Annotated in this window: 22 protein-coding genes; 15 read left to right on the plus strand and 7 right to left on the minus strand. The window is 52.4% G+C overall.

Annotated features, from left to right (window positions below):
• Window positions 1–2: 2 nt before the first annotated feature.
• The 4 genes from OGV57_RS18695 (at window position 3) to dusC (ending at window position 3565) form a co-directional block, all read left to right on the plus strand.
• Window positions 3–704 (plus strand): fumarylacetoacetate hydrolase family protein, encoded by a 702-nt coding sequence (locus OGV57_RS18695; RefSeq protein WP_016150651.1) that lies wholly within the window; start codon window positions 3–5, stop codon window positions 702–704.
• 8 nt (window positions 705–712) lie between these two features.
• Window positions 713–1357, plus strand: coding sequence for a maleylacetoacetate isomerase (gene maiA, locus OGV57_RS18700; protein WP_032936672.1), 645 nt, complete (start codon window positions 713–715; stop codon window positions 1355–1357).
• 14 nt (window positions 1358–1371) lie between these two features.
• Window positions 1372–2565, plus strand: coding sequence for a 3-hydroxybenzoate 6-monooxygenase (locus tag OGV57_RS18705; RefSeq protein ID WP_054528584.1), 1194 nt, complete (start codon window positions 1372–1374; stop codon window positions 2563–2565).
• Between the two features lie 61 nt (window positions 2566–2626).
• The gene (gene dusC / locus OGV57_RS18710; RefSeq protein WP_048218235.1) at window positions 2627–3565 is read left to right on the plus strand and encodes a tRNA dihydrouridine(16) synthase DusC; all 939 of its coding nucleotides are present in this window, start codon (window positions 2627–2629) and stop codon (window positions 3563–3565) included.
• Between the two features lie 68 nt (window positions 3566–3633).
• Here the strand turns inward: dusC and yohP are convergent, their stop codons facing one another.
• The gene (gene yohP / locus OGV57_RS23840; protein ID WP_015572324.1) at window positions 3634–3717 is read right to left on the minus strand and encodes a small membrane protein YohP; all 84 of its coding nucleotides are present in this window, start codon (window positions 3715–3717) and stop codon (window positions 3634–3636) included.
• A 70-nt stretch (window positions 3718–3787) separates the two neighbouring features.
• Window positions 3788–4522, minus strand: coding sequence for a class I SAM-dependent methyltransferase (locus OGV57_RS18715; protein WP_016150648.1), 735 nt, complete (start codon window positions 4520–4522; stop codon window positions 3788–3790).
• Between the two features lie 169 nt (window positions 4523–4691).
• Here OGV57_RS18715 and mdtQ point away from each other — a divergent pair, with 169 nt between their 5' ends.
• A complete protein-coding gene (mdtQ, locus tag OGV57_RS18720; protein WP_054528583.1) occupies window positions 4692–6131 on the plus strand; it encodes a multidrug resistance outer membrane protein MdtQ in 1440 nt (479 codons plus the stop codon).
• Window positions 6132–6168: 37 nt separating this feature from the next.
• On the opposite strand, the gene OGV57_RS18725 is transcribed toward mdtQ, so the two are convergent.
• Entirely contained in the window at window positions 6169–6738 is a 570-nt protein-coding gene (locus OGV57_RS18725) for a DedA family protein (protein ID WP_003027365.1), read from the minus strand.
• A gap of 242 nt (window positions 6739–6980) precedes the next feature.
• Between OGV57_RS18725 and OGV57_RS18730 the strand changes: the two genes are divergently transcribed.
• The gene (locus tag OGV57_RS18730; RefSeq protein ID WP_003840142.1) at window positions 6981–7568 is read left to right on the plus strand and encodes a Yip1 family protein; all 588 of its coding nucleotides are present in this window, start codon (window positions 6981–6983) and stop codon (window positions 7566–7568) included.
• 180 nt (window positions 7569–7748) lie between these two features.
• Complete coding sequence (gene pbpG, locus OGV57_RS18735) at window positions 7749–8696, plus strand: D-alanyl-D-alanine endopeptidase (RefSeq protein WP_003027363.1); 948 nt, start codon at window positions 7749–7751, stop codon at window positions 8694–8696.
• Window positions 8697–8760: 64 nt separating this feature from the next.
• Here pbpG and dld read toward each other — a convergent pair whose 3' ends face one another.
• The gene (gene dld, locus OGV57_RS18740) at window positions 8761–10470 is read right to left on the minus strand and encodes a D-lactate dehydrogenase (protein ID WP_003027361.1); all 1710 of its coding nucleotides are present in this window, start codon (window positions 10468–10470) and stop codon (window positions 8761–8763) included.
• A gap of 232 nt (window positions 10471–10702) precedes the next feature.
• Between dld and bglX the strand changes: the two genes are divergently transcribed.
• From bglX to OGV57_RS18765, 5 genes are all read left to right on the plus strand, one after another.
• The gene (gene bglX / locus OGV57_RS18745) at window positions 10703–13000 is read left to right on the plus strand and encodes a beta-glucosidase BglX (protein WP_003844389.1); all 2298 of its coding nucleotides are present in this window, start codon (window positions 10703–10705) and stop codon (window positions 12998–13000) included.
• 195 nt (window positions 13001–13195) lie between these two features.
• Window positions 13196–14113 carry a glycine betaine ABC transporter substrate-binding protein OsmF gene (gene osmF / locus OGV57_RS18750; protein ID WP_003840148.1) on the plus strand — a complete coding sequence of 306 codons (918 nt, stop codon included), beginning with the start codon at window positions 13196–13198 and terminating at the stop codon, window positions 14111–14113.
• A gap of 15 nt (window positions 14114–14128) precedes the next feature.
• The gene (locus OGV57_RS18755) at window positions 14129–15295 is read left to right on the plus strand and encodes an ABC transporter permease (RefSeq protein ID WP_054528582.1); all 1167 of its coding nucleotides are present in this window, start codon (window positions 14129–14131) and stop codon (window positions 15293–15295) included.
• Window positions 15288–16235: an ABC transporter ATP-binding protein gene (locus tag OGV57_RS18760; protein ID WP_054528581.1), complete on the plus strand. Its 948-nt coding sequence runs from the start codon at window positions 15288–15290 to the stop codon at window positions 16233–16235. The genes OGV57_RS18755 and OGV57_RS18760 overlap by 8 nt, the downstream gene beginning before the upstream one ends.
• Window positions 16219–16950, plus strand: a complete 732-nt coding sequence (locus OGV57_RS18765; RefSeq protein ID WP_054528580.1) for an ABC transporter permease — start codon at window positions 16219–16221, stop codon at window positions 16948–16950. The genes OGV57_RS18760 and OGV57_RS18765 overlap by 17 nt, the downstream gene beginning before the upstream one ends.
• On the opposite strand, the gene OGV57_RS18770 is transcribed toward OGV57_RS18765, so the two are convergent.
• Window positions 16931–17038 carry a protein YohO gene (locus OGV57_RS18770; protein ID WP_003027354.1) on the minus strand — a complete coding sequence of 36 codons (108 nt, stop codon included), beginning with the start codon at window positions 17036–17038 and terminating at the stop codon, window positions 16931–16933. The genes OGV57_RS18765 and OGV57_RS18770 overlap by 20 nt on opposite strands.
• A gap of 51 nt (window positions 17039–17089) precedes the next feature.
• Entirely contained in the window at window positions 17090–17821 is a 732-nt protein-coding gene (mlrA, locus tag OGV57_RS18775) for an HTH-type transcriptional regulator MlrA (RefSeq protein WP_032949636.1), read from the minus strand.
• Between the two features lie 225 nt (window positions 17822–18046).
• Here mlrA and OGV57_RS18780 point away from each other — a divergent pair, with 225 nt between their 5' ends.
• From OGV57_RS18780 to OGV57_RS18790, 3 genes are read left to right on the plus strand one after another with little or no spacing between them, the layout of a single operon-like run.
• Entirely contained in the window at window positions 18047–19732 is a 1686-nt protein-coding gene (locus OGV57_RS18780; protein WP_054528579.1) for a sensor histidine kinase, read from the plus strand.
• Window positions 19729–20448, plus strand: coding sequence for a two-component system response regulator BtsR (gene btsR, locus OGV57_RS18785; RefSeq protein WP_003840155.1), 720 nt, complete (start codon window positions 19729–19731; stop codon window positions 20446–20448). Before OGV57_RS18780 ends, btsR begins: the two co-directional genes overlap by 4 nt.
• A gap of 46 nt (window positions 20449–20494) precedes the next feature.
• On the plus strand, window positions 20495–20965 hold the full coding sequence (locus OGV57_RS18790; protein ID WP_003027346.1) for a YehS family protein: 471 nt from the start codon (window positions 20495–20497) through the stop codon (window positions 20963–20965).
• Between the two features lie 42 nt (window positions 20966–21007).
• Here OGV57_RS18790 and OGV57_RS18795 read toward each other — a convergent pair whose 3' ends face one another.
• Window positions 21008–21466, minus strand: coding sequence for a YehR family lipoprotein (locus OGV57_RS18795; protein WP_054528578.1), 459 nt, complete (start codon window positions 21464–21466; stop codon window positions 21008–21010).
• Window positions 21467–21616: the final 150 nt, after the last annotated feature.

Below are 21616 nucleotides of genomic sequence, written 5' to 3' on the forward strand. Positions count from 1 at the left end.
AAATGACGCAATATGTATTCGAACCACAAGCGCCTGTTACCGTTCCGGTGGTTGGTAGTGATGAACAATTTCCCGTACGCCGCGTTTATTGTGTGGGCCGTAACTATGCCGCTCATGCGCGTGAAATGGGCTTTGATCCGGATCGCGAACCCCCGTTCTTCTTCTGTAAACCTGCTGATGCGATAGTCCCGGTGGCAGCTGGTCAGATCCTTGAACTGCCGTACCCATCGCAGACCGATAACTATCACTATGAGATAGAGCTGGTGGTGGCGATTGGTAAAAAGGGCAGCGATATTCCGCTGGAAAAAGCGCACGAATATATCTGGGGCTATGCCACCGGTCTGGATATGACCCGCCGTGACCGGCAGATGGAGATGCGTCAGATGGGGCGTCCGTGGGAAATCGGCAAAGCGTTTGATCTCTCCGCGCCCATCGCGCCGTTGCATAAAGCCAGCGAAAGTGTGGATGTTAACCATGCGCCAATCTGGTTGCAGGTCAACGGCGACGATCACCAGCGTAGCGATATTCGCCACCTCATCTGGTCTGTGAATGAAACCATCAGCTATCTGTCAGGCTTTTTCGAACTGCAGCCAGGCGATCTGATCTACACCGGTACACCCGAAGGCGTAGGGGCGGTAGTGAAAGGGGATGTGATCACCGGAAACGTAGACGGTTTAACCCCCATCGCCGTGAAGATTGTCTGAGGTGGATAATGAAGCTGTACAGTTTCTTTAATAGCTCCGCGTCATATCGTGTACGCATTGCGCTGGCGCTGAAGGGGCTCGATTACCAAACGGTGGGCGTCAATATTCGCATTGGTCAGCAGAACGAACTGGCCTACCGGCGAATGAATGCGGTGGGACTGGTGCCGACGCTGGTGACCGATGACGGAGAATCACTCGGGCAGTCTCTGGCGATAACCGACTGGCTGGATGGCCACTTTCCGCAGTCGCCGCTGCTGCCCGCCGATTTCCCGGCGCGTAGTAAGGTGCTGGAAATCGTTTATGCCATCGCCTGCGATATTCACCCTGTAAACAATCTACGGGTGCTGCGCTACCTGAGCGAAGAGCTAAAGGTCAGTGAAGAAGATAAAAAACGCTGGTATGCCCACTGGATCCAGCAAGGGTTAAGCGCGGTGGAACAGATGTTGCGCCAGAGTCACTCGGGGACGTTTTGCGTGGGGGACGCACCGACGCTGGCGGATTGCTGTCTGATCCCGCAGTGGGCAAACGCGTTGCGGATGGGTTGCGATCTGAGCGGATATCCACGCTGTAAGGCGGTATATGATGCCTGTACCCAGCTTCCGGCGTTTATCGCCGCCGCGCCCGAGAATCAACAAGACAAAATTCCAGCCTGATAAGGAGAACGACAATGGCTAAAGTGACACGCGCAATTATCGTGGGTGGCGGGATTGGCGGCGCGGCGACCGCGCTATCGCTAGCCCGTCAGGGCATTAAAGTGATGTTGCTGGAGAAAGCGCACGAGATTGGTGAAATTGGCGCGGGTATTCAGCTCGGGCCGAATGCATTCTCTGCTCTGGACAGCCTTGGCGTGGGGGAAGTTGCCCGTCAACGCGCCGTTTTTACCGACCACATCACGATGATGGATGCGGTAAATGCGAAAGAGGTGGTACGCATTGAAACCGGGCAGGCGTTCCGCGATCACTTTGGCGGTCCTTATGCGGTTATCCATCGGGTTGATATTCACGCCAGCGTTTGGGAAGCGGCACTGGTGCATCCTAACGTTGAGTATCGCACTTCAACTAACGTGGTTGATATTCGCCAGACAGAGAATGACGTGACGGTATTTGACGAGCACGGCAACAGCTGGACGGCGGATATTCTGGTGGGCTGTGACGGTGTAAAATCGGTTGTTCGTCAGTCTCTGATTGGCGATGCTCCGCGGGTTACCGGGCACGTGGTCTATCGCGCCGTGATTGATTGCGATGATATGCCGGAAGATTTGCGCATTAACGCGCCGGTATTGTGGGCCGGACCGCATTGTCATCTGGTGCACTACCCACTGCGCGGCGGCAAACAGTACAACCTGGTGGTGACCTTCCACAGTCGTCAGCAGGAAGAGTGGGGGGTGAAGGATGGTAGCAAAGAGGAAGTGCTCTCCTATTTTGCGGGTATTCATCCACGCCCTCGTCAGATGCTGGATAAACCGACGTCATGGCGGCGCTGGTCAACCGCCGATCGTGAGCCGGTAGAGAAATGGGGAACCGACCGCATCACGCTGGTGGGAGATGCCGCGCACCCGGTGGCGCAATATATGGCGCAAGGAGCCTGTATGGCGCTGGAAGATGCTGTCACGCTAGGTAAAGCGTTACAGCAGTGTGACGGCGATGCGGCTGATGCCTTTGCGCTGTATGAGTCGGTGCGTATTCCGCGTACCGCACGCATCGTCTGGTCAACGCGCGAAATGGGACGCGTCTATCATGCCGCAAGCGTCGAGCGTCAGGTGCGTAATCTGTTGTGGAAAGACAAGTCGCAGGCGGAATTTTATCGCGGTATGGAGTGGTTATACGGCTGGAAAGAAGATAACTGCCTGCTGCCACGCTGAGCCTCTTTAATCTCCCGAACGGAGGCGCTACCATAGCGCCTCTTTTTTTGCGGGTGACGATATGCGTGTTTTACTGGCGCCGATGGAAGGCGTGCTCGACTCACTGGTGCGCGAGTTGCTGACTGAAGTGAATGATTACGATCTGTGCATCACCGAGTTTGTGCGCGTGGTGGATCAGCTCCTGCCGGCAAAAGTATTTCATCGACTCTGCCCGGAACTGCATAACAACAGCCGGACGCCATCCGGCACGTTGGTTCGCATTCAGCTGTTGGGGCAGTACCCGCAGTGGCTGGCGGAGAATGCGGCGCGTGCGGTAGAACTGGGATCGTACGGTGTCGATCTGAACTGTGGTTGTCCGTCGAAGCTGGTGAACGGCAGCGGCGGTGGCGCAACGTTACTGAAAGAGCCTGAGCTTATCTACCGGGGCGCAAAAGCTATGCGCGAGGCGGTCCCGGCTCATCTCCCGGTGACGGTGAAAGTGCGTCTGGGTTGGGATAACAGCGATCGGCAGTTTGAAATTGCCGATGCCGTGCAGCAGGCTGGCGCCAGCGAACTGGCGGTACATGGTCGAACCAAGGAACAGGGCTATAAGGCAGAACATATCAACTGGCAGGCGATTGGCGAGATCCGCCAGCGACTGACTATTCCGGTTATCGCGAATGGCGAAATCTGGGACTGGCAGAGCGCCCAGGATTGTATGGCCATCAGCGGATGCGATGCGGTGATGATCGGACGTGGCGCATTAAATATTCCAAACCTGAGTCGCGTGGTGAAATACAACGAGCCGCGTATGCCGTGGCCTGATGTCGTGATGCTGTTGCAAAAATATACCCGTCTTGAAAAGCAGGGGGACACCGGGCTGTATCATGTAGCGCGGATTAAGCAGTGGTTAGGGTATCTGCGAAAAGAATATTCAGAGGCAACCGCGCTGTTTCAGGAAATTCGTGCGTTAAACAATTCGCCGGATATCGCGCGTGCGATTCAGGCTATTACCCTTTGAACACAGCTGATGCGCCAGACCGGATTAAATGCTAATGCCTTATCCGGGCTGGCTGATAGGCAGCAATATCAAAAAATCATCTTAAACACGCCTGTTACCACCAACAGTCCAATCAGAAAAATAATCAGAATAACCCACAGCAGAATTTTCATTAACTTTCCTTTTTTTGGTAAGTTCAGATTGAGTATAGGAAAGTATTAATCATTCTGCCTGGAGGCGCTGTTATGCTGGTTTACGTGCGCTGAGCAGAAACACCATCGGCCGCTCTTTTTCTTCATCTAACGCTGGGTTTTCAGCAATCTGTTGCGCGGAAGGTCCCCATTCATCGACACAAACGATGTCGAATCCGGCCCCAATCAGCGCATTAATCCAGGTCGCCAGCTTACGGTGCTGTTTTTTGACGCCCTCAGCAAACCAGTTACTGATGCGCTCACCTTCCTGCTGATAATGATTAATCGGCCAGGAGAGTTGCCCGGTTTTATCTTTGATCCAGCCCTGGTTAAGCGGTGCGGTATAAATTGGATGCTCAGCAGAGAAAACCAACATGCCTCCCGGTGTTAATGACTGGTAAATGGTTACGAATAATCGTTCTATATCGTGCAAATAGTGCAGGGCAAGCGAGCTATAAACCAGATCAAAGGAATTTGGGGGCAAGGTAAGCGTTTCGAGATCTTCACGCTGATAAACGATGCCATTACCCTGCGTCATACTGTGCGCCTGAGTTAACATTTTTTGTGAAATATCCAGTCCCACTACACTGGCAGCCTGATTATCGCGCGCGTAGCGGCAAAACCAGCCATATCCACAGCCCAAATCAAGAATGTTTTTGCCTTGAAGAGAGGGGAGCATCGCTTGTATTGTCGGCCATTCTGGCGCGCCGTCGAGCCCCTTTACTGAACGATCCAGCGTGGCATATCCAGCAAAGAACTCAGGATCGTCATAGATATTCTGTGACATAAAATCTCCATCCATTAATTATTAAAACTATTTAACCTATATTATTCGCGAGGTGTATATTTTTCTGATTTTATATTTTTATTGCCAAAGATGTATTGCCACGCGTAACTAAAAAAGCAAAAGCGACAAGTCGTAATCTCTGCACATCTTTTCTTACCTGTATATCTCCATGAATCGTAATTCTGTGTTTATCACCACGGCATTGTTGCCGCTTTTTGTTCTGATGGCAGGCTGTGCGCCTATGCATGATGACCGCCAGTCTCTGTCACAGCAGACCCCTGCTGCGAATGTCGATACCACATTGCCTGCCGCGTTAAAAAATGGCTGGCCGGACAGCCAGTGGTGGAGGGCATATCACGACCCACAACTTAATGCGTTGATTGACAGCACGTTGCGAAATTCTCCTGATATGCAGGTAGCGGAACAGCGCATTCAACTGGCGGAGGCGCAGGCTAAGGCCGTGGAAGCACAGGATGGCCCGGAGATCGACTTCTCCGCAGACGTTGAGCGTCAGAGAATGTCAGCTGAGGGTCTGATGGGACCGTTTGCCATTACCGATCCGGCCGCCGGAACAACAGGACCGTGGTACACCAATGGAACCTTTGGTTTAACCGCTGGCTGGAATCTGGATCTGTGGGGTAAAAATCGGGCTGAAGTGACGGCGCGTATTGGGGCCGTTAAGGCACGTGAGGCTGAGCGCGAGCAAACCCGGCAGCTGCTGGCGAGCGGTGTCTCCCGCCTTTACTGGGAATGGCAGACGCAGGCGGCGCTGAAAACCGTACTGACGCAAATCGAAAGCGAGCAGCAAAATGTGATAAGCGTCGATCGTCAGCTGTATCAAAACGGTCTAACTTCTTCAGTGGAAGGCGTTGAAACTGATATTGACTCCAGCAAAACAGAGCAGCAGTTGAATGATGTCAGCGGCAAAATGAAGGTGATTGAAGCACGGCTGAGCGCGCTGACCAATGCCCAGTCCACTGCCCTGAAGCTCCATTCGACCCCACTGCCCGCGGTCGAAAGCCAGCTCCCGTCACAATTGGGTTACTCGCTACTGGCCCGCCGCCCGGATTTACAGGCGGCGCACTGGTACATTGAGTCATCGCTGAGCAGCATTGATGCGGCGAAAGCGGCGTTTTATCCCGATGTGAATCTGATGGCATTTTTACAACAGGATGCGTTACATCTGAGTGACTTGTTCCGCCATTCCGCGCAGCAAATGGGCGTAACCGCTGGGCTGACTCTGCCTATCTTTGACAGCGGCAGGCTGAACGCAAATCTCGATATTACGAAAGCGCAAAGCAACCTGACGGTGGCGAATTACAACAAAGCGGTGGTGGATGCGGTGAATGACGTGGCACGTGCCGCATCGCAGGTAGAAACATTAGCGCAGAAAAATCAGCATCAGCAGCAGATTGAACATGACGCTCAGCGCGTAGTGGGGCTGGCTCAGGCACGCTTTAATGCGGGTATTATTGCGGGCTCCAGGGTCAGCGAGGCAAAGATCCCGGCATTACGTGAGCAGTGCAACGGTCTGCTTTTGCAGGGCCAATGGCTGGATGCCTCAATTCAGTTGACCAGTGCGCTGGGCGGCGGTTATCACGCGTCCTGATTAATCGGCTCGACGGTGTTCCGCTGTCGGGCCATCTTCATTGCGCTTTACGCGTGCTTCGCCGTTTCATCCACCAGCGGACGCCCGCGACAATCCCGATAACCAGCACCAGCCAGATGCCATGCTTGATATGCTGGTCAAGGCTGTGCAGCCACGGCGCTATCACTTCACCACCGATGTAGCCCAGAGTAGTAAATAACGATGCCCAGACAAACGCGCCAAGAATATTTAGCGGTAAAAAGATCTTCGGCGGCAGGTGACTGGCGCCAATCAGTAAGGGACCAATAACGCGAAAGCCGTACATAAAGCGCGTACCGACTACAAACAGGTAAGGACGTCGCTGGATTATCTTCTGTGCGTAATCAATTTTCGCCTGGTGGCGCGAGAAACGCTGCAAAATTTTGCCGCCAAAACGACGTCCGAGTAAATAAAGCAACTGATCGCCAATCATCCCGCCCAGCGCGACCGAGAGTACCACCAGGGGAAATTTCAGGACGCCCTGATGCGCCGCAACGCCGCCTAACAGGGTAATGGTTTCGCCTTCCGCCAGACTGCCGATGATTAACGCAGCATAGCCGTATTGCGCAACATAATGATTTATATCCATACGATTGTATGACCTCCACTGCTAATAGCATACACCCTATGATTATTTGATGCCGGAAAAGCCGCGTAGTAGCGCTTAAGGTCGCTCAGCTCTCCAATGCCTGATGGCGCTTCGCTTATCATGCCTACGCCTGAACAAACTTTTTACCCGGCGCTTCGGTATTTTTTCTGTGTACATAAAATAATCAAAAGCTGAATTATACTTGAAGTGTTGAGGTCCGGAGCTGACAACAAGGGGGCGGTATGAACCATGTCTGGGGGCTGTTTTCCCATCCCGATCGTGAAATGCACGTGATCAACAGCGAAAACGAAAGCGTTTCGCATCACTATACCCACCATGTACTGCTGATGGCGGCAATCCCGGTGGTTTGCGCATTTATCGGCACCACGCAAATCGGCTGGAATTTTGGCGATGGCAATATCCTGAAGCTGTCTCTGTTGACCGGATTTGCGATGGCAATTCTGTTTTACGGGGTGATGCTGGCGGGCGTCGCCGTTATGGGGCGGGTTATCTGGTGGATGGCGCGTAATTACCCGCAGCGCCCGTCGCTGGCGCATTGTATGGTTTTTGCAGGATATGTCGCGACGCCGCTGTTTTTAAGCGGACTGGTCGCACTTTATCCGCTGGTCTGGCTGTGCGCATTGGTGGGGACCATCGCGTTGTTTTACACCGGCTATTTACTTTATCTCGGCATACCTACGTTCCTGAATATCACACGCGAGGAAGGGTTAAGTTTTTCCAGTTCGACGCTGGCGATCGGTGTGTTGGTACTGGAAGTTCTGCTGGCTATTACGGTAATCCTGTGGGGTTACGGCTACCGATTATTCTGACGGATAAACCTGTCTGCGCTGCGTTGTTGACGTAAAAGTCAGCAACGCAGCATTTCGAGACGATTCTCCTGTGGCGGCAAACCTGCCGGATCGCTATGATGCCTGAGCTAGCTTGAGATAATACTTAGTCTCTGGCGGTGTGCGTTGTGACGTGCGTGAACCATTATCAGAAATCTCATCATGCTGAAATTCCGAGTTTCATTATTAAGCCTTGCCCTGGTGCTGGCCGTTCCTTTTGCACCCCAAGCCGTGGCGAAAACGGCAACTACCGCAGCGGCTTCTCAACCTGAGATAGCGTCCGGTAGCGCGATGATTGTTGATCTGAATACCAACAAAGTTATCTATTCGAACCACCCGGACCTTGTGCGTCCGATTGCGTCGATTACCAAGTTAATGACCGCGATGGTGGTGCTTGATGCACGACTGCCGTTGGATGAGAAACTGAAAGTTGATATCAGTCAGACACCGGAAATGAAAGGCATCTACTCTCGTGTGCGACTGAACAGTGAAATTAGCCGTAAAGACATGCTGCTGCTGGCGCTGATGTCGTCAGAAAACCGTGCGGCAGCCAGTCTGGCGCATCATTACCCTGGCGGTTATAACGCGTTTATTAAAGCCATGAATGCCAAAGCGAAAGCGCTCGGCATGACTCAGACTCGCTTTGTGGAACCAACCGGCTTATCGATTCATAACGTCTCGACAGCTCGTGATTTAACCAAGCTGCTGATCGCCAGCAAGCAGTATCCGCTGATTGGCCAGTTAAGCACTACGCGTGAAGATATGGCGACCTTTGCCAACCCGGCTTATACGCTGCCATTCCGTAACACCAACCATCTGGTATACCGCGATAACTGGAATATTCAGTTAACCAAAACCGGATTTACCAATGCGGCAGGCCACTGTCTGGTGATGCGCACGGTGATTAACAATAAACCGGTGGCGCTGGTGGTGATGGATGCGTTCGGTAAATATACCCACTTTGCCGATGCCAGCCGTTTACGCACCTGGATTGAAACCGGCAAGGTGATGCCGGTTCCGGCGGCAGCGCTGAGCTACAAAAAGCAAAAAGCGGCGCAGATGGCGGCGGCAGGTTCAGCTACGGGTGAGCAAACCGCGCAGAACGATTAAACCGTAGGCCGGGCAAGCGAAGCGCCCCCGGCAACGTGCCCGATGGCGCTTACGCTTATCGGGCCTACGATTCTTTCCAGAACTTTTGCTTACTCGTTTTACCAATACCCGGATTCATACTGTTGGTGGGGTCATTCTCGCGGTAAAAACGGGTTAATGTTTCCGGTGCTTTATACAGATGTCCGACGTTATGCTCTGCCGGATACTGTGCTCCGCGCTCGTGCAGAAGCTCCAGCATCTGCTCTTTTAGCGCATGTGCATCCACGCCTTTTTTCACGATGTAATCCTGATGGAATACATAGCACATAAAGTGACCGTAATAGAGCTTATGCACCAGTTGACTGTCGATTTCTGGCGGCAGATGCTCATACCATTCGGTGTCGTTACGACGCAGCGCGATATCCAGCGCCAGAATATCTTCTACTTCATCGGCATGTACGGCCTGATAACGAATCGCCGCGCCAGCCGCCGCAAAGCGATGCAAAAACGCCTTGCTGCCTTCTTCTGGGGTACAGGCAAAGAAGTCGCCTTCAGCGGTTTTGAAATACTCGCTGAGCCAGTTTTGCGCTTCAGCCACGCCGCCACCGGCCATTTTTAACAGCAGGTGATGCTCGTACTTATCGCGCCAGCTTTTCATGCGTGCCGGTAAGTGGCTGGGGAACAAATGACCAAATTTCTGCATTGCCCGGTCGGTGAAATGCGGACGGAAAATTTTCACTTTTTCCAGCATCGCATCGGTGCGACCTTTCAGGGTGAAAAAGAACGGCATTTTGTCGGTGCCGAGCTTGTCGATCATCAGAAACGTATCTTTGCCATATTGCTCGGCGATGTCGTAAATATCGCGGTGCATATATTCACCGGCGACCGGCAGGTGCTCAAATTTTGCCAGAATATGACGGCGGATTTCCGTCAGCACTTCAGGCTGATTGGTACCGATGTAAAAGACCTGCTGATTTTTTTCGGCTTCGAAGGTGTCCAGACGCACGGCGAAAACCGCAAGCTTACCTGCACAACCGGATGATTCAAACAAGCGATCCGGGTCAGCGTTATAGCGGGCGGGCGTGTCCGCCTCAATATCTCTGACGCGGGTGACATAGTCGTGATCGTGCGCGTGTCGTCCGTCGTGGCGGACATCGTCATCTTTAATCCGCTCGTCATCAAGTTTGCTCAGGATCTGTTCCGGGGTCTGGCCCAGCTCGATACCCAGATGGTTGACCAACTGCAATTTACCTTGTTCGTCAATACGCGCAAACAGCGACATCTCGGTATATGCCGGGCCGCGCTGTACCAGCGAGCCGCCGGAGTTGTTGCAAATGCCGCCAATTACCGAAGCGCCAATACAGGATGACCCGATCACAGAATGTGGCTCACGGCCAAACGGTTTGAGCGCCTTTTCCAGCGAATACAACGTTGTACCGGGATAAGCCAGCACTTGTTCGCCTTTGCCGATGACGTGCAGTTTATCCAGGCGCAGGGTGCTGATAATGACAATTTCGCGGTCGTAATCATTTCCGCTCGGCGTAGAGCCTTCGGTCAGGCCGGTATTGGCGGCCTGCATCAGGATAATTTTATCTGCGGCGACGCAAGCATTGAGAACGCGCCACAGCTCTAAAAGCGAGCCGGGGAACACGACGGCGAGCGCTTCGCCCTGGCCGGAGCGGAATCCCTTGCGATAGCGGGCCGTTTTAGCAGGTTCAGTGAGCAGGTGAGAATGACCAACCAGACGGGTCAGTTCATTCAGGAAAGCTTTATTATCTGTTGTAATGGAAGACATTCTCCACTCCTTGTGGTGAGACTCAATATCAGGAACAAGCATAGCGCTTTGTATGACAATACGCTTTCTCATTCATATTGTCTCTGGTTCGTCTTCTAATGACTTGCGCTGGTTTTGAAAATTAGGAGAATAACCTTAGCTTTCTTTATCGCTCCCGTTTAGTCTTACGGCAAACTGCGGTTTTTGTTATATTTTCGCTGCCTCGTCGGGAAAAAATAAAGAGAGAATCAACATGAAATGGCTATGTTCTGTAGGTGTCGCGGTGAGTCTGGCGTTGCAACCAGCGCAGGCGGACACGCTGTTTGGTAACCATCCTCTGACGCCAGAAGCGCGGGATGCATTCGTTACCGATTTACTTAAACAGATGACCGTGGATGAGAAAATTGGGCAACTACGCTTGATAAGCGTCGGGCCTGATAACCCGAAAGAAGCCATCCGCGAGATGATCAAAGACGGGCAGGTTGGGGCAATTTTTAACACCGTCACGCGCCAGGATATCCGCAAAATGCAGGATCAGGTGATGGAACTCAGCCGCCTGAAAATTCCTCTCTTTTTTGCCTACGACGTATTGCACGGCCAACGTACCGTGTTCCCGATAAGTCTCGGCCTGGCGTCCTCTTTTAATCTCGATGCGGTCAGAACCGTTGGCCGTATTTCCGCGTATGAAGCCGCCGATGATGGTCTGAATATGACCTGGGCGCCAATGGTCGATGTCTCTCGCGATCCGCGTTGGGGCCGTGCTTCAGAAGGTTTTGGTGAAGACACGTATTTAACGGCTACGATGGGTAAAACCATGGTTGAAGCGATGCAGGGTAAAAGCCCGGCGGATCGCTATTCGGTGATGACCAGCGTCAAGCACTTCGCTGCTTATGGCGCGGTTGAAGGTGGCAAGGAATATAACACCGTCGATATGAGCCCACAGCGTCTGTTCAACGACTATATGCCGCCGTATAAAGCCGGGCTGGACGCTGGTAGCGGTGCGGTAATGGTAGGACTTAATTCGCTAAACGGTACGCCTGCAACCTCAGATGCATGGCTGCTCAAAGACGTGCTGCGTGATGAATGGGGCTTTAAGGGTATTACCGTTTCCGATCACGGCGCGATTAAGGAGCTGATTAAGCACGGTACTGCCTCCGATCCTGAAGATGCGGTGCGTGTGGCGATCAAGTCCGGCATCAATATGAGTATGAGCGATGAGTATTACAGCAAATATCTTCCGGGCTTGATTAAATCCGGCAAAGTGACAATGGCGGAGCTGGATGACGCCGCGCGCCACGTGCTGAACGTGAAATATGATATGGGGCTGTTTAACGACCCGTACAGTCATCTGGGGGCCAAAGAATCTGACCCACAGGACACCAACGCGGAAAGCCGTTTGCACCGTAAAGAGGCGCGTGAAGTAGCGCGAGAAAGCCTGGTGCTGCTGAAAAACCGTCTGGAAACGTTGCCGCTGAAAAAATCCGCCACCGTGGCAGTCGTCGGTCCGTTGGCCGACAGCAAGCGTGATGTGATGGGCAGTTGGTCCGCTGCCGGTGTTGCCGATCAGTCGGTAACGGTACTGACGGGGATTAAAAATGCCGTCGGCGATCAGGGCAAAGTGCTGTACGCCAAAGGGGCGAATATCACCAACGACAAAGGCATTGTCGATTTCCTCAATCTGTATGAAGAGGCGGTGAAGGTTGACCCGCGCTCGCCGCAGGCGATGATCGATGAAGCCGTGAACGCAGCGAAGCAGTCTGACGTGGTGGTTGCGGTAGTCGGCGAAGCGCAAGGTATGGCGCATGAAGCTTCCAGCCGCACCGATATCACTATTCCACAGAGTCAGCGTGACCTGATTGCCGCGCTGAAAGCCACCGGTAAACCTCTGGTTCTGGTACTGATGAACGGACGTCCGCTGGCGTTGGTTAAAGAAGATCAACAGGCCGATGCGATCCTCGAAACCTGGTTTGCCGGGACGGAAGGCGGTAACGCCATCGCCGATGTGCTGTTTGGTGATTACAACCCGTCAGGCAAGCTGCCGATGTCTTTCCCGCGCTCTGTCGGACAGATTCCGGTCTATTACAGCCATCTCAATACCGGTCGTCCGTATAACGCAGATAAGCCGAACAAGTACACGTCGCGCTACTTTGATGAAGCGAATGGTCCGTTGTATCCCTTTGGTTATGGCCTGAGCTACACCACGTTCACGGTTTCTGATGTGAAGCTCTCTTCTCCAACGATGAAGCGTGACGGGACCGTGACGGCCAGCGTGCAGGTGACCAACACCGGCAAGCGCGAAGGTGCGACGGTGATTCAGATGTATTTGCAGGACGTGACCGCTTCCATGAGTCGTCCGGTAAAACAGCTGAAAGGTTTTGAGAAAGTGAATCTTAAGCCGGGTGAAACCCAGACCGTCAGCTTCCCGATTGACATTGAGGCGCTGAAGTTCTGGAATCAGCGTATGCAATACGATGCAGAACCGGGCAAGTTTAACGTTTTCATCGGCGTGGATTCCGCCAGAGTGAAGCAGGGCGAATTTGAACTGCTGTAATTGATTAGCGAGTAAAGGCCGGGTTTCCGGCCTTTATCTTTAGACGTACGCGCCGCGTCTGCTTCTTATTTCTCATCACGTTATTGCTAACGAATCCCTCTCTTACTCCCCAATTGCCAGGTTAAGCCCTGATTTTTCGACTATGCTTTTTCCTCAAGTCTCTGAAAAGGGCCGCAAAAGGATGAGGAGTACAGCATGATAATCTCAAAAGTATCGGTGGGTTCGCTGGCGCTGTTAGCTGCGATAAGCCTACCCTTACAGGCCGCGTCACCCGTCACGGTCGGTTCAAAAATAGATACCGAAGGGGCGCTGCTCGGCAACATTATTTTGCAGGTGCTCGAAAGCCATGGCGTGAAAACCGTCAATAAAATACAGCTTGGTACCACCCCAGTGGTGCGTGGGGCAATCACCTCCGGTGAGCTGGATATTTATCCGGAATATACCGGTAATGGCGCATTCTTTTTTAAAGATGAAAATGATCCCGCGTGGAAAAATGCGCAGGCTGGATTCGACAAAGTGAAAAAGCTGGATGCAGAGCAAAATAAGCTGGTCTGGCTAACCCCTGCACCCGCCAACAACACCTGGACTATTGCAGTACGCCAGGATGTCGCGCAAAAGAACAAACTTGAGTCCCTTGCTGATTTAGGCCGTTACCTGAAGGACGGAGGAACGTTCAAACTTGCCGCCTCTGCGGAATTCATCGAACGGGCTGACGCGCTGCCAGCGTTTGAAAAAGCCTATGATTTCAAACTGAATCAAAATCAGCTGTTGTCGCTGGCTGGGGGGGATACCGCGGTAACGATTAAAGCGGCGGCGCAGCAGACTTCTGGAGTCAATGCGGCGATGGCTTATGGCACTGATGGCCCGGTTGCGGCGCTCGGTCTGCAAACTTTAAGCGATCCAAAAGGTGTCCAGCCCATTTATGCGCCAGCACCCGTCGTACGTGAGTCGGTGCTAAAAGACTATCCGCAAATGGGAGAGTGGCTGCAACCGGTATTTGCCAGCCTGGATGAAAAAACGTTGCAACAACTGAATGCCAGCATTGCCGTGGAGGGACTGGATGCGAAAAAAGTCGCAGCAGATTACCTGAAGCAAAAAGGATGGGTGAAGTAACGGCGTTTGCAGCGGGTGGGTGTTTTGTCGAATATTTCAGTCAATCGGGTGCTGTTGCTGCTGGTGCTTCTTACTTTCGCGGCGGCAGCGCTGCCTTTCATTAGCTATGCACCTAATCGTCTGGTGTCCGGCGAAGGTCGTCAACTCTGGGATATCAGCTCCGACACGGCATGGGGATTGGCGGTGGCCTGTTTGCTGCTGTGTCTTCTGAGCGTTGTACCGGGAAAGCCCGGCAATATATTGGCGCTTATCGTTTGCCAACTGTTGGTGATCGCCGCGTTGGTAACCGCAGGTACAACGGCAACGTATCTGGCGAAGACAGGGAGTCCGCTGGCCAGAACCAGTCTGGGCAGTGGATTCTGGTTGGGACTGGGACTGATGCTGCTGGCCGCCAGTGACGCCATTCGTCGCATCACCGCTCAGGCACTGTGGCGTTGGGCGCTGCATGCTCAAATATTCATTGTGCCGCTGGTGCTTTTGTTCTCCGGCACGTTTAACGATCTTTCCCTGCTTAAAGAATATGCCAACCGCCAGGATGTCTTCAACGACGCCCTGGCGCAACATTTGACGATTCTGTTCGCTACCGTGGTGCCCGCGCTGCTCATTGGTGTGCCACTGGGCATCTGGTGTGCTTTCTCTGTCGCCCGTCAGGGGCCGGTTTTTGCACTACTGAATATCATCCAAACCATTCCTTCAGTCGCGCTGTTTGGCCTGTTAATTGCGCCGCTTGCCGGGTTGGTGAAGCACTTTCCTTTATTGGGCAAGTTCGGCGTCGCGGGAACTGGTATGACGCCTGCGCTTATTGCGTTGGTGCTGTATGCGTTGTTACCGCTTGTACGTGGCGTTGTGGCTGGGTTGAATCAGGTACCGCGGGATGTACTGGAAAGCGCTCGAGCGATGGGAATGAACACTTTCCAGCGATTTGTCTCGGTGCAGTTCCCGCTGGCATTGCCGGTCTTCTTACGCAGTTTACGGGTAGTGATGGTGCAAACCATGGGAATGGCGGTGATTGCCGCTCTGATTGGCGCAGGGGGATTTGGCGCGCTGGTCTTTCAGGGATTGCTCAGTAGCGCCGTCGATTTAGTGCTGTTGGGCGTGATCCCAGTCGTTGTGCTGGCAGTGTTGATTGATGCGCTGTTTGATTTAGGTCTCGCGCTGCTAAAGGTATCGAATAATGATTGAATTTCGCCACGTCAGTAAAACCTATGGTCAGCAAAAAGCCGTTGATGACCTTAACCTGCATTTAGGGGAGGGCAGCTTTTCGGTGTTAATCGGCACGTCAGGTTCGGGGAAGTCCACCACGCTAAAGATGATCAATCGGCTGGTTGAACACGACAGCGGGCAGATCCGCTTTGCCGGAGAAGAAATTCGTAGCCTGCCGGTGCTGGAGCTACGACGGCGCATGGGGTACGCGATTCAGTCTATTGGCTTGTTTCCCCACTGGACCGTCGCGCAGAACATCGCCACCGTACCGCAACTGCAAAAGTGGTCGCGATCACGTATTGATGACCGAACAGATGAACTGATGGCTCTGCTGGGTCTTGAGGCGAGTTTGCGCCACCGTTATCCGCATCAGCTTTCCGGCGGACAGCAGCAGCGGGTCGGGGTTGCGCGTGCGTTGGCGGCGGATCCGCAGGTGCTATTGATGGATGAGCCTTTTGGCGCGCTGGACCCGGTCACCCGCGGTGCGCTGCAGCAGGAGATGACGCGTATTCACCGTCTGCTCGGGCGTACCATTGTGCTGGTGACGCATGATATCGACGAGGCGCTAAGACTGGCGGAGCATCTGGTGCTGATGGATGCAGGAAAGGTCGTGCAGCAAGGCACGCCGCTGTCGATGCTCACCGCGCCAGCGAATGATTTCGTACAAACCTTTTTTGGCCGCAGTGAACTGGGCGTTCGGCTGTTGTCGCTGCGTACGGTAGGCGATTTTATTCGTCGCGGAGAACACTCAGACGGCGAGCCGCTGGTGGATGAGATGACGCTTCGTGATGCGTTATCGGTGTTCGTGGCGCGCGGTTGCGACGTATTACCTGTCGTGACGCTGCAGGGGGCACCCTGCGGAACGCTCCATTTTCGCGATTTGCTTTCGGAGATGCCGACCCGTGAAACGTCTTGCTGATCCACTGCTGTGGCTTGTTACGTTGTTTCTGATCCTGTTGGTTGGATTGCCTCACAGTCAGACCCTGTTTAGTTCGCTGTTTCCTGAGCTGCCACGTCCCGTGTATCAGCAGGAAAGTTTTACAGCGTTGGCGCTGGCCCATTTTACACTGGTGGGGATCTCAAGCCTTATCGCCGTATTGATTGGCGTTGGGGCGGGAATTGCGGTAACCCGACCCTGGGGCGCAGAATTCAGGCCGATAGTGGAAACGATTGCCGCCGTGGGGCAGACATTTCCGCCAGTTGCGGTGTTGGCGATAGCTGTACCGGTGATGGGATTTGGTCCTGAACCGGCAATTATTGCGCTGATCCTGTATGGGGTATTACCGATCTTGCAGGCAACCCTGGCGGGACTCGGCGGTATTTCTCCCAGCGTGATTGAGGTAGCCAGCGGAATGGGCATGAGTCAGGGGCAGCGGCTGCGTAAAGTAGAGTTACCGCTGGCGGCCCCGGTTATTCTGGCCGGGATTCGCACGTCGGTGATTATTAATATAGGCACCGCAACCATCGCCTCAACCGTTGGAGCGAACACGCTGGGTACGCCGATTATTATCGGGCTGAGTGGGTTCAATACCGCCTATGTAATTCAGGGGGCGCTGTTGGTCGCGCTGGCAGCGGTAATTGTTGACCGCGGTTTTGAGAAATTAGCGAGACATCTTACCCGGCACGTAAAATAAAGGTATAACCTGCCAGCATGACACCGCCGATACCGCCGATGGCCATCAGCAGGAAGAGGGTAATGACACCGATTTTAGCTGCGCTCATTATGCACTCCTTATGTGAATTCAAGGATTGTACACGTTTGTTAATAGAATATTAAATACCGAGTGGATAAATATCGTGACCCAACGCGCGCCATTCATTTAGCTGTTGTTGCTGAGCGGGCGTTTGGTTCTCGCCGCACCAGACAAGCAAGGTGCGACCTTCAAACAGCTCCGGTCGCAGTTGGTTCAGCGAATGGGCAAGGACGTCAATGCGCCACCCCTGCTGGCTGGCGACCCAACCTTCCAGCCATAAGCGGGTCGTATCCTGAATGTTCCAGCCAACCACCAGAGCATCTTTGCCCTGTTTCTTGCGTGCTGAGGCAAGACAAATCGCGATGTAGTTAATCAGTATGCCGTCGAGGATCCCCAGTAACGCCTGGAGGATCGGCTGCTGACATTGCAGACGTCGGCGTAACGGAATGAATAAATGGGTGTTGAGCGTTTGTGCGGGATAATCCTGACCACGCTCTTTAATCCACAGTCTGAGGCTATGCAGATTATTACTTTGCAAATAGCTCAACAGCGTCTCTTGTTGTTCACGCCAACCGTTATGCACATCAATGCTCTCATTGCTGAGCAACATTTTAACCTTGCTGACCTGGACACCGTTGTTGATCCAGCGTTTTATCTCACGGATCCGATCGATATCCGCGTCGTTAAACAGGCGATGTCCGCCGTCTGTCCGTTGCGGTTTCAGTAATCCGTAACGCCTCTGCCACGCACGTAAAGTGACAGGGTTGATATCACAAAGCAAAGCCACTTCACCTATTGTGTAAAGCGCCATCGTCGTCTCACTTATGCTTGCGAGGTCCCAGTTTTACTTTAGACGCTCTTTTGCGAACCAGGTAGTTTTGTCTGTTTTTTGATCAATAAATGGGTGGGTTTGTAGTCATGCTCGCGCTTTCGAGTGATCGTTCTCACAAATTCCTTTTTTTTTGCAACACTTCAAAGAAAGTTACGCGCAGCCCATGTATGTTACGCGCTTTTAAGAGATGTGTGGTTGGCGGGTATGTACGAGTTTAATCTGGTGTTGCTGCTGCTTCAGCAGATGTGCGTGTTTCTCGTTATCGCGTGGCTCATGAGCAAAACGCGTTTGTTTATTCCGCTGATGCAGGTGACTATCCGGCTGCCGCACAAACTGCTTTGCTACGTTACCTTTTCCATTTTCTGCATTTTGGGCACCTATTTCGGGCTGCACATTGATGACTCCATTGCGAATACTCGCGCTATTGGTGCGGTAATGGGCGGGCTGCTTGGCGGCCCTGTGGTTGGCGGCTTAGTCGGTCTGACCGGTGGTTTACATCGTTATTCAATGGGCGGAATGACGGCGCTTAGCTGCATGATCTCGACCATTGTGGAAGGGTTGCTCGGCGGACTGGTGCACAGCGTGCTCACCCGTCGTGGTCGTACCGATAAAGTATTCAGCCCGCTGACGGCGGGCGCCATTACCTTTGTTGCTGAACTGGTGCAGATGTTGATCATCTTATTGATCGCCAGGCCGTTTGATGATGCCTATCGACTGGTCAGCAATATTGCCGCGCCTATGATGGTGACCAATACTGTCGGCGCCGCCTTATTTATGCGTATTTTGCTCGATAAACGGGCGATGTTTGAAAAATATACCTCCGCTTTTTCCGCCACCGCGCTCAAAGTTGCCGCTTCAACGGAAGGTATTTTGCGCCAGGGGTTCAACGAGGTTAACAGCATGAAGGTTGCTCAGGTGCTGTATGAAGAGCTGGATATCGGTGCGGTGGCGATTACCGATCGTGAGAAACTGCTGGCATTTACCGGTATTGGTGACGACCATCATCTGCCGGGCAAACCTATCTCTTCCTCGTACACCCAGCGGGCGATTGAAACCGGTGAGGTGGTTTATGCCGACGGCAATGAAGTCCCTTATCGCTGCTCTTTGCATCCGCAATGCAAATTAGGTTCGACGTTGGTGATCCCCTTGCGGGGTGAAAACCAGCGGGTGATGGGGACCATCAAACTGTATGAAGCCAAAAACCGCCTCTTTAGCTCAATCAACCGCACGCTGGGGGAAGGGATCGCCCAACTGCTTTCGGCGCAGATTCTGGCCGGGCAGTATGAGCGGCAAAAAGCGATGCTCACGCAGTCGGAAATAAAACTCCTGCACGCCCAGGTAAATCCCCATTTTCTGTTTAATGCGCTCAACACCATCAAAGCTGTGATCCGACGTGATAGCGAGCAGGCCAGCCAACTGGTGCAGTATCTGTCGACGTTCTTTCGTAAAAATTTAAAACGCCCGTCGGAAATTGTGACGCTGGCCGATGAAATTGAACACGTTAATGCTTATCTGCAAATTGAAAAGGCCCGGTTCCAATCGCGTCTTCAGGTGACCTTGATGGTGCCAAAAGAACTTTCGCATCAGCAATTACCCGCCTTTACTCTGCAACCCATTGTGGAGAATGCCATCAAACACGGTACTTCTCAGTTGCTGGATACCGGTGAGGTATCGATTACCGCCCGTCGAGAAGGGCAATATCTGATGCTGGATATCGAAGACAATGCCGGGCTGTATCAGCCAACATCAGAAGCCAGTGGACTGGGTATGAATCTGGTCGATAAACGACTGCGCGAGCGGTTTGGCGATGATTTTGGCATCAGCGTAGCGTGTGAACCTGACCGCTTTACCCGAATCACTTTACGACTTCCTCTGGAGGAACTGGCATGATCAAAGTGCTAATTGTCGATGACGAACCGTTAGCCCGGGAAAATCTGCGGATCCTGTTGCAGGAGCAAAGCGACATCGAGATTGTCGGCGAATGTTCGAATGCGGTGGAAGCCATTGGCGCGGTACATAAATTGCGTCCGGATGTTCTGTTCCTTGATATTCAGATGCCGCGAATCAGCGGCCTGGAAATGGTTGGCATGCTTGATCCCGAGCATCGTCCGTACATTGTTTTTCTGACCGCCTTTGATGAGTATGCGGTGAAAGCCTTTGAAGAACATGCGTTTGATTATCTGCTCAAACCGATCGAAGAAGCTCGACTGGAAAAAACGCTGATCCGTTTGCGTCAGGAGCGCACGAAGCAGGATGTATCACTCCTGCCAGAAAATCAGCAGGCGCTGAAGTTTATTCCGTGCAGCGGCCACAGCCGAATTTATTTGCTGCAAATGGATGACGTGGCGTTTATCAGCAGCCGTATGAGTGGCGTATATGTGACCAGCAGTGATGGTAAAGAAGGCTTCACTGAGCTGACGCTCAGGACGCTGGAGAGCCGTACTCCTCTGCTGCGTTGTCATAGACAATATCTGGTAAATATGGCGCAATTGCAGGAGATCCGTCTGGAAGACAACGGCCAGGCGGAACTGATTTTGCGTAACGGGCTGACCGTTCCGGTGAGTCGTCGTTATCTTAAAAGTCTAAAAGAGGCGATTGGACTGTAAAACTGATACACTGCGCGCCATTGCATCACCGACTGTTGAAGGCTCTATGCTAAGTAACGATATTCTTCGTAGCCTGCGCTACACCCTGAAAGCGAACAATAACGACATGGTGCGTATTCTTGCGCTTGCTGACATGGAATCCATCTCCGCAAATTTCGATACCTGGACGACAAAAGAAGATGAAGACGGGTTTGTTCGCTGCCCGGATATCATTCTCTCCGGTTTTTTAAACGGTCTGATTTATCATCTGCGTGGTAAAGATGATTCTGCACCGGAACTGGCGCTTGAGCGTCGTGTTAACAACAATACGGTGCTGAAAAAACTGCGTATCGCTTTTTCACTGAAAACCGATGATATTCTGGCAATTATGACCGAGCAGAAATTCCGTGTGTCGATGCCGGAAATTACCGCCATGATGCGCGCACCGGACCATAAGAATTATCGCGAATGCGGCGATCAGTTCCTGCGTTATTTTCTGCGTGGTTTAACGTCGCGAGAGCATAAAAAGAAAGCGTAAAGCTGCGCTGGCGACCACGATCAAAATCGGGTCGCCGATGCTTTACTTCACTTCTTTAAAACCCGCCGATTCCATTACCGTTTGCATTTGCTTCATGCTGATGTTTTTATCGGCGTTTTCAGATAGTTTCATCCCTGAAATGGCCTGCAACGCTTTTATATCAACTTTTTCCATATCGATAGTGACATTTTCTTGCGCGTAGGTATCTGAATAGGTGAGTTTTTCTTCTATGCCAGTAATGTTTTGATATTTGGCGCTTAATGCGTCGAATACTTTTGCTGCTTCTTCTTTATTGCTGGCACCGACTGACGCATAGTTGATTTTACTTTCAGAGATTTGCTTCAGGACCTTATCACCTTTATAGGTGTAAGAGACAGTGATATCCGAACCGTTGAGGTTGGCATTAAATGTTTTTGTCTCTACTTTATCACCGCATCCTGCCAGGGAAAAAACCACAACCGATACCACGGCGAGAGAGAAAAATTTTTGTAACGCTTTCATGTAAAACTCCATTTCATGAATATCGGATGTTAAACAATAACCTCCACGAATCTGGTAAGCCCGGACTACCTTGATCCCAGAGCAGTATAGAATAAATCTAATATTAACAACTGAGCAGTCCGAAAATGGAGCAAGGGTTAAGATTAGAGG

It is taken from the genome of Citrobacter sp. Cf087 (assembly GCF_030334285.1).
Taxonomy (GTDB): Bacteria; Pseudomonadota; Gammaproteobacteria; order Enterobacterales; family Enterobacteriaceae; genus Citrobacter; species Citrobacter freundii.

Bases quoted from the DNA above. Each gene is read 5' to 3' on its own strand.
- OGV57_RS18695 (WP_016150651.1), top strand. From the start codon at position 3: ATGACGCAATATGTATTCGAACCACAAGCGCCTGTTACCGTTCCGGTG.
- maiA (WP_032936672.1), top strand. From the start codon at position 713: ATGAAGCTGTACAGTTTCTTTAATAGCTCCGCGTCATATCGTGTACGC.
- OGV57_RS18705 (WP_054528584.1), top strand. From the start codon at position 1,372: ATGGCTAAAGTGACACGCGCAATTATCGTGGGTGGCGGGATTGGCGGC.
- dusC (WP_048218235.1), top strand. From the start codon at position 2,627: ATGCGTGTTTTACTGGCGCCGATGGAAGGCGTGCTCGACTCACTGGTG.
- yohP (WP_015572324.1), bottom strand. From the start codon at position 3,717: ATGAAAATTCTGCTGTGGGTTATTCTGATTATTTTTCTGATTGGACTG.
- OGV57_RS18715 (WP_016150648.1), bottom strand. From the start codon at position 4,522: ATGTCACAGAATATCTATGACGATCCTGAGTTCTTTGCTGGATATGCC.
- mdtQ (WP_054528583.1), top strand. From the start codon at position 4,692: ATGAATCGTAATTCTGTGTTTATCACCACGGCATTGTTGCCGCTTTTT.
- OGV57_RS18725 (WP_003027365.1), bottom strand. From the start codon at position 6,738: ATGGATATAAATCATTATGTTGCGCAATACGGCTATGCTGCGTTAATC.
- OGV57_RS18730 (WP_003840142.1), top strand. From the start codon at position 6,981: ATGAACCATGTCTGGGGGCTGTTTTCCCATCCCGATCGTGAAATGCAC.
- pbpG (WP_003027363.1), top strand. From the start codon at position 7,749: ATGCTGAAATTCCGAGTTTCATTATTAAGCCTTGCCCTGGTGCTGGCC.
- dld (WP_003027361.1), bottom strand. From the start codon at position 10,470: ATGTCTTCCATTACAACAGATAATAAAGCTTTCCTGAATGAACTGACC.
- bglX (WP_003844389.1), top strand. From the start codon at position 10,703: ATGAAATGGCTATGTTCTGTAGGTGTCGCGGTGAGTCTGGCGTTGCAA.
- osmF (WP_003840148.1), top strand. From the start codon at position 13,196: ATGATAATCTCAAAAGTATCGGTGGGTTCGCTGGCGCTGTTAGCTGCG.
- OGV57_RS18760 (WP_054528581.1), top strand. From the start codon at position 15,288: ATGATTGAATTTCGCCACGTCAGTAAAACCTATGGTCAGCAAAAAGCC.
- OGV57_RS18770 (WP_003027354.1), bottom strand. From the start codon at position 17,038: ATGAGCGCAGCTAAAATCGGTGTCATTACCCTCTTCCTGCTGATGGCC.
- mlrA (WP_032949636.1), bottom strand. From the start codon at position 17,821: ATGGCGCTTTACACAATAGGTGAAGTGGCTTTGCTTTGTGATATCAAC.
- OGV57_RS18780 (WP_054528579.1), top strand. From the start codon at position 18,047: ATGTACGAGTTTAATCTGGTGTTGCTGCTGCTTCAGCAGATGTGCGTG.
- btsR (WP_003840155.1), top strand. From the start codon at position 19,729: ATGATCAAAGTGCTAATTGTCGATGACGAACCGTTAGCCCGGGAAAAT.
- OGV57_RS18790 (WP_003027346.1), top strand. From the start codon at position 20,495: ATGCTAAGTAACGATATTCTTCGTAGCCTGCGCTACACCCTGAAAGCG.
- OGV57_RS18795 (WP_054528578.1), bottom strand. From the start codon at position 21,466: ATGAAAGCGTTACAAAAATTTTTCTCTCTCGCCGTGGTATCGGTTGTG.